The following is a 7378-nucleotide window of genomic DNA, read 5'->3' as shown; positions in this document are numbered from 1 at the left end:
AGAAAACAAGCTAAACTGAGCCTGGAACAACTCGTAAACGCTCCAAGTTGGTCTACTGCCCAAGTAAAATTTATACTAAACAGAAATTAAAAAACAAATTAGAAGACTTGGATTGCACAGCTCAAAATACTGATTTTAGAAAGTGGAATACTAATTAATGGAGTTGTAACAAATAGTTGACAGTGTTTGTTGCTTTTTGACTTCAAAGGAGTATTACTGGATTTTCTCCTCAAATTAGACTTTTGCCCAGACTCTTCTCTCTTATGCTTGATAACGTTTCACACCATCTAGATAGGTTGCTACCAATTCCAAATCTTTGTCTAAAACAATAAAATCTGCATCATAACCTTCACGAATTTGTCCACAGACGTCATCGATGTGAACGGATTTAGCTGGGTTGAAGCTGGCCATCATGACTGCTTCATGCGGATTCGCAATTCCCCATTCGACTACATTCTTCACACCATCTTTGAGTTTGAGGATAGAACCTGCCAAGTTACCTGTCGATTTGAGGCGTGCAGTTCCATTTGCAACGACAACTGGGAATTCTCCCAACATATAGTCACCGTCTTCCAATCCACCAGCTGTCATACAGTCTGTAATAAGAGCAATGTTTTCTGTCCCTTTTTGTTTGATAAGAATTTCGCAGGCTTTTGGATCTACGTGATGGCCATCACAGATCAACTCTGCATAGGTATGAGGTAATTGATACATGGCTCCAACCATACCCAGTTCGCGGTGAGTCAACCCACGCATTCCATTGTAGGCGTGTACCCAAACACTCGCTCCAGCATCGACTGCTTTTTTAGCTTCATCAAAAGTCGCGTTTGAGTGCCCAAGAGCAACCGTTACACCTTCTCCGGTGATAGTCCGTACAAAGTCTTCTACACCTTCACGCTCTGGCGCAAGAGCAATTTTATTTAGCAAGCCATTTGCTGCTTTTTGCCAAGCACGAAACTCATCCATGCGAGGATCTTTCATGTAGGCAGGGTTTTGAGCCCCCTTGTATTTCTCTGTGAAATAAGGCCCTTCAAAATAAATTCCACGAATTTTCGCGCCACTTGCTTCTTGATAACGAGCACCGATATTTTCAGTTACCGCAAGCAATTGCTCATAAGTCGATGTCAAAGTTGTTGGCAAGAAGCTCGTTACCCCCATGCTGAGGAGTCCTTCACTCATAGTATGAAGCGTTCCTTCGATATTATTATCCATAACATCCACACCGCCAAATCCATGAATGTGGGTATCCACAAGTCCTGGAGCAATGCTATAACCTGTATAGTCAATCACCTCAGCTCCTTCAGGAATCTGCTCTACATGTTTTCCAAACTTGCCGTCCACAAGTTCCAAGTAACCACCTCGACGAACTCCGTGTGGGTAGAAAAACTGATCCGCTTTAATATAGTTAGGCATAATGTTAACCTCCTTAAAAAATTGATTCTACAATTTATTATGTCAATTACATTATAAACCTTTCTTTTTCATTTGTAAATGGTATAGACCTATTTTCTGAAGATATTTTAAAAGCGATATTTCACGTTCGAATCACAACACATCTAAATAAATAAGAAAGAGCAGTTGAAAAATTACTGCTTTTTTGTTACACTAGATAGAAAGACTGTAAAGGATAATCTGGCTTTTTGCCATTATTCTAGAGAAATGTTATTTCACAGATTGACTAAAAGGAGACACAATGGCAGACCGAGGCTTACTAATCGTTTTTTCTGGTCCTTCAGGGGTTGGCAAAGGAACGGTTAGAAGAGAGATTTTTGAGAGTTCTGAAAATCAATTTCAATACTCTGTATCGATGACGACACGCGCACAACGTCCTGGAGAAGTGGACGGTGGTGACTATTTCTTCCGTACTCGTGAAGAGTTTGAAGAGCTGATTCGTCAAGGACAGATGTTGGAATACGCAGAATATGTCGGCAACTACTATGGAACTCCTCTGACCTACGTCAATGAAACCTTGGACAAGGGAATCGATGTTTTCCTTGAAATTGAAGTTCAGGGTGCTCTTCAGGTTAAGAAAAAGGTTCCAGATGCTGTCTTTATCTTCCTGACACCACCAGATTTGGATGAATTACAAGACCGCTTGGTAGGTCGTGGAACAGATAGCGCAGAAGTGATTGCCCAACGAATCGAAAAAGCCAAGGAAGAAATTGCTCTCATGCGTGAGTATGATTATGCGATTGTCAACGATCAGGTGCCCCTAGCTGCTGAGCGTGTCAAACGTGTGATCGAAGCAGAGCACTTCCGTGTGGACCGTGTCATTGGTCACTATCAGGAGATGTTACCAAAGTCTCCAACTACCCGATAAAATTTAGAAAATAGGTACAAGCAAATGATGTTAAAACCCTCTATTGATACCTTGCTCGACAAGGTTCCTTCAAAATATTCACTCGTAATCTTGGAAGCAAAACGTGCCCACGAATTGGAAGCAGGTGCACCAGCAACTCAAGGTTTCAAGTCTGAAAAATCAACTCTTCGCGCTCTAGAAGAAATCGAATCAGGAAACGTAACCATTCACCCAGACCCAGAAGGGAAACGTGAAGCAGTGCGTCGCCGTATCGAAGAAGAAAAACGCCGCAAAGAAGAAGAAGAAAAGAAAATCAAAGAGCAAATCGCTAAAGAAAAAGAAGATGGTGAAAAAATTTAAGGTTGGGGGGACTCAATCTTATTTTTTCTATTGTAAGAATGTACTGACAAGGAGGAGGTGAGAAGATGGTTATAGCCAATATTATTGTAGATGTGCCCTTGATGCAGACGGACCAGCCCTATAGTTACAGGATTCCGGAGGAATTTGAGGGAATGCTGGAAGTTGGGATGCGGGTTCATGTGCCTTTTGGTAAGGGTAATCGCCTGATTCAAGGGATTGTTCTTGGTTTGGAGTCCCAAGTGGATGAAGAAGGGGTAAGTCAAGATTTAAAAGATATTGCCGAGGTACTGGATTTTTCTCCTGTTCTCACGCAAGAACAACTCTGGCTGGCTGAGGAGCTCCGCAAATCTGTATTTTCTTACAAAATCTCTATTCTCAAGGCTATGCTACCGGGATTTCTAAATTCTAGCTATGACAAGATTCTCTATCCTCTGGAAGGTCTGAGTCAGGAAGACCGAGAGCGCTTGTTTGGTTCTGAAGATTCACTAGCCTTTTCTTCTCTGGATTTAGGTAAGCAAGCTGAAATGATGCGTTTGACTAGAAAAGGCCTACTTGGTCTGGAATATCAGGCAGTCGATCAAAAGAAGGTCAAGACCCAGTCTTGGTATGAGGTGAATCTAGCTCAATTAGAAGGTGTTGAAATATCTGCGCGTGCCAAGAAAAAGTTGGAATTGAGAGATTACTTGCTGTCTCATCCTGAGAGTGCTTCCTTGGCTAGTTTGTTAGAGTCCTACTCACGGGAGCAGGTCAACTTTTTTGTGGAACAAGGTGCTGTGTCCATAGTCCAAAAGGAAGTGCAACGCTCGGCTGCTTATTTTGAAGGGATTGAAGCAAGTCAGCCTTTGGAGTTGAATCCAGAGCAAAGACAGGCGCGTGATGCGGTTGTGAGTGCTATTGGTAGTCATCAGCCTCCCTTCCTCCTTCAAGGGATCACAGGAAGTGGGAAGACCGAGGTTTACTTACAAATAATCCAAGGAGCTTTGGATAAGGGGAAAACAGCCATCTTGTTAGTGCCTGAGATTTCCTTGACTCTGCAGATGACGGAGCGTTTTATTGCTCGCTTTGGTAAGAAAGTGGCCATTCTTCACTCAGGCCTGTCCAATGGTGAAAAGTATGATGAATGGCGCAAGGTGGAACGCGGCGATGCCCAAGTTGTTGTTGGTGCTAGATCTGCCATCTTTGCTCCGCTGAAAAATCTAGGTGTCATGATTATCGATGAGGAGCATGAAGCGACTTATAAGCAGGACAGTAATCCCCGTTACCATGCTAGAGAGGTGGCTATTTTACGGGCTCATTATAATCAAGCGGCTCTGGTGCTTGGTTCAGCAACTCCTAGTCTGGAAAGCCGTGCTCGGGCTGGCAAAGGCGTTTATCAACATTTACGTCTGACCCAACGCGCCAATCCTTTAGCTAGAATCCCTGAGGTTCAAGTGATTGACTTTCGGGACTATATCGGACAAAACGAGACGTCAAATTTTACGCCTCCTTTGCTAGAAGCGATTCAGGACCGTCTGGCTAAAAAAGAGCAGGTGGTTCTCATGCTCAATCGCCGTGGTTATTCTAGCTTTGTCATGTGTCGGGAGTGTGGGACGGTGGATACTTGTCCCAACTGTGATATTTCCTTGACCTTGCACATGGATACCAAGAATATGAACTGCCATTATTGTGGTTTTTCGAAGGACATTCCTCAGGTCTGTCCTAACTGTAAGAGCCGCAGTATTCGCTACTATGGGACAGGGACACAGAAGGCTTATGACGAGCTAGCAGAACTCTTTCCCCAGGCTCGCATTCTGCGCATGGATGTGGACACGACTCGTAAGAAAGGTAGTCACCAAGCTCTGCTTGACCAGTTTGGGCGAGGAGAAGCAGATATTTTACTAGGTACTCAGATGATTGCCAAGGGATTGGATTTTCCAAATGTGACCCTAGTCGGTGTTCTAAATGCGGATACGGCCTTGAATCTGCCTGATTTCCGTTCTTCTGAGAGAACCTTCCAGCTCTTGACTCAGGTGGCAGGTCGAGCAGGACGTGCTGAAAAAGCTGGGCAGGTCTTGATTCAGTCTTACAATCCTCAGCACTACGCTATTCGATTTGCAAAAGACCAGGACTACGAAGGCTTTTATGCTTATGAAATGGGTATCAGACGACAACTTGGCTATCCACCTTACTATTTCACCATTGGCATTACCCTTTCTCACAAGAAAGAAGAAGAGGTGGTCAAACGTGCCTATGAAGTCATGAACATTTTGCGGTCAGGTTTGTCTGAAACCAGTAACATCCTCGGGCCAACGCCCAAACCCATCGCCCGTACTCACAACCTCTATCATTACCAGATTTTAATTAAATACCGTTTAGAAGATGAGCTGGGACCAACCCTCAACCAGGTCTTGGCCTTGACTCAAGAAAGGGAAAATAGTGAGCTCCGTCTCAGCATTGACCATGAGCCACAGCAATTTTTATAAGAAGGAGAAGATATGACAAAACTAATCTTTATGGGGACACCCGACTTTTCAGCAACAGTCTTAAAAGGACTTTTGACAGATAACCGTTACGAAATTCTAGCCGTTGTGACCCAGCCAGACCGTGCTGTCGGACGTAAAAAAGTTATCCAGGAAACCCCAGTTAAACAAGCTGCAAAAGAGGCAGGACTTCCTATCTACCAACCTGAAAAACTATCTGGAAGTCCAGAGATGGAAGATCTTATGAAGCTAGGAGCAGATGGGATTGTGACTGCCGCTTTTGGCCAGTTTCTCCCAAGTAAACTCCTTGATAGCATGGACTTTGCGGTCAACGTTCACGCGTCACTCCTTCCTAAACATCGTGGTGGTGCTCCGATCCATTATGCCTTGATTCAAGGTGATGAGGAAGCTGGTGTAACCATTATGGAGATGGTTAAGGAAATGGATGCAGGGGATATGATTTCTCGTCGTAGTATTCCGATCACAGATGAGGACAATGTTGGCACCTTGTTTGAAAAATTGGCGCTAGTTGGTCGTGATTTGCTTTTGGATACTTTGCCTGCCTACATTGCTGGTGACATCAAACCTGAACCGCAGGATCCAAGTCAGGTTACTTTCTCGCCAAATATCAAGCCAGAGGAAGAAAAGTTGGATTGGACTAAAAGCAATCGTCAACTTTTCAACCAAATCAGAGGGATGAACCCCTGGCCTGTTGCCCATACTTTCCTTAAGGGCGACCGCTTTAAGATTTATGAAGCCCTGCCAGTAGAAGGTCAGGGAAATCCAGGAGAGATTCTCTCTATCGGCAAGAAAGAATTGATTGTCGCAACGGCAGAAGGAGCTTTGTCTCTTAAGCAAGTGCAGCCAGCTGGTAAGCCTAAGATGGACATCGCTTCCTTCCTCAACGGAGTTGGACGTACATTGACTGTAGGAGAACGATTTGGTGACTAAAGTAGAAACGGCTAGAAGTTTAGCCCTGGCAGTATTAGAGGATGTTTTTATCAATCAAGCATACTCAAATATCGCCTTAAATAAGCATCTCAAGGGAAGTCAACTTTCGGCAGCAGACAAGGGCTTAGTGACCGAGCTAGTCTATGGAACGGTAGCCCGTAAACTGACTCTGGAATGGTACCTATCCCATTTTATCGAAGACAGAGATAAGTTAGATAACTGGCTCTATGTCCTTCTTCTCATGAGTGCCTACCAGCTCCGCTATTTGAACAAGATTCCAGATTATGCTGTGGTCAATGAAGCAGTGGAATTGGCCAAAGTCCGTAAAAAAGGCAGTGAAAAATTGGTCAACGCCGTCCTTCGCCGTATCTTGCGTGAAGGCTGGCCAGATATTGCTAGCATCAAACGAAAAAACAAGCGTGACTCCATCGCTTATTCCCTTCCGGTTTGGCTAGTTGCAAAGCTCAAGGAAGAATACGGAGAGGAGCGAGCGCAAGCTATTTTTGAAAGTCTCTTGGTGCGAAACAAGGCCAGTATTCGTGTAACTGATTTAAGCCGAAAAGAGGAAATCCAAGCCTTATTGGAGGCGAATAATTCCCTTTTAGCAACCACTGGTCTGGTTAAGGAGCAAGGGCATTTTGCAGGCCATGATTTGTTTGCAGAAGGGACTATAACCATCCAAGACGAGTCTAGTCAGCTGGTTGCGCCAACTTTGAATTTGCAGGGAGATGAGCGAGTGCTTGATGCCTGTGCGGCTCCGGGTGGGAAAACAGCCCATATAGCCTCTTATCTCACGACAGGTCAGGTTACTGCTCTGGACTTGTACGATCACAAGTTGGACTTAATCCAAGAAAATGCTCAACGTCTGGGAGTTGCAGATCGGGTTCAAAGGCAAAAATTGGATGCCAGAAAGGTGCATGAGTTTTTTGGGCAGAATTCATTTGATAAGATTTTGGTGGATGCTCCCTGTTCAGGAATCGGTCTTTTGCGCCGAAAACCAGATATCAAATACAATAAAGAAACGGCAGATTTCGCGTCCTTACAGGAAATTCAGCTAGAAATATTAGGTAGTGTTTGTCAAACACTAGGCAAAGGTGGTATAATAACTTATAGCACCTGTACTATTGTCTCAGAGGAGAATTTTCAAGTTGTTGAGGCCTTTTTAGAAAGTCATCCCGAGTTCGAGCAGGTAAAACTAGAACATGAATGTAAGGATATCATGAAAGACGGCTGTATCCTCATTACACCTGAATTGTATGGAAGTGATGGATTCTTCATCAGTCAATTTCGCAAGATATCGGATTAGGAA

General features: G+C 44.0%; 6 protein-coding genes. 5 read left to right on the top strand and 1 reads right to left on the bottom strand.

The genetic code is table 11. The annotated features are described in order from the left end of the window. Positions 1–261: 261 nt before the first annotated feature. Entirely contained in the window at positions 262–1413 is a 1152-nt protein-coding gene (gene nagA / locus HT736_RS01750; protein ID WP_001134440.1) for an N-acetylglucosamine-6-phosphate deacetylase, read from the bottom strand. A 280-nt stretch (positions 1414–1693) separates the two neighbouring features. On the opposite strand from nagA, the gene gmk reads away from it, so the two are divergent. From gmk to rsmB, 5 genes are all read left to right on the top strand, one after another. Then, positions 1694–2320: a guanylate kinase gene (gene gmk / locus HT736_RS01745; protein ID WP_000775034.1), complete on the top strand. Its 627-nt coding sequence runs from the start codon at positions 1694–1696 to the stop codon at positions 2318–2320. Between the two features lie 24 nt (positions 2321–2344). After that, positions 2345–2659 carry a DNA-directed RNA polymerase subunit omega gene (gene rpoZ / locus HT736_RS01740; RefSeq protein WP_000979235.1) on the top strand — a complete coding sequence of 105 codons (315 nt, stop codon included), beginning with the start codon at positions 2345–2347 and terminating at the stop codon, positions 2657–2659. A 65-nt stretch (positions 2660–2724) separates the two neighbouring features. Then, entirely contained in the window at positions 2725–5121 is a 2397-nt protein-coding gene (locus HT736_RS01735) for a primosomal protein N' (protein ID WP_172930682.1), read from the top strand. 12 nt (positions 5122–5133) lie between these two features. Further along, on the top strand, positions 5134–6069 hold the full coding sequence (gene fmt / locus HT736_RS01730) for a methionyl-tRNA formyltransferase (RefSeq protein WP_000163714.1): 936 nt from the start codon (positions 5134–5136) through the stop codon (positions 6067–6069). Next, positions 6062–7375: a 16S rRNA (cytosine(967)-C(5))-methyltransferase RsmB gene (rsmB, locus tag HT736_RS01725; protein WP_007284879.1), complete on the top strand. Its 1314-nt coding sequence runs from the start codon at positions 6062–6064 to the stop codon at positions 7373–7375. The genes fmt and rsmB overlap by 8 nt, the downstream gene beginning before the upstream one ends. The last annotated feature ends 3 nt before the right edge of the window (positions 7376–7378 follow it).

The sequence above is a fragment of the Streptococcus sp. 339 genome, assembly GCF_013277285.1.
GTDB lineage: Bacteria > Bacillota > Bacilli > Lactobacillales > Streptococcaceae > Streptococcus > Streptococcus pseudopneumoniae.
The sequence above is the reverse complement of the archived record's forward strand: the minus strand, read 5'-3'. Positions and strand labels throughout refer to the sequence as shown.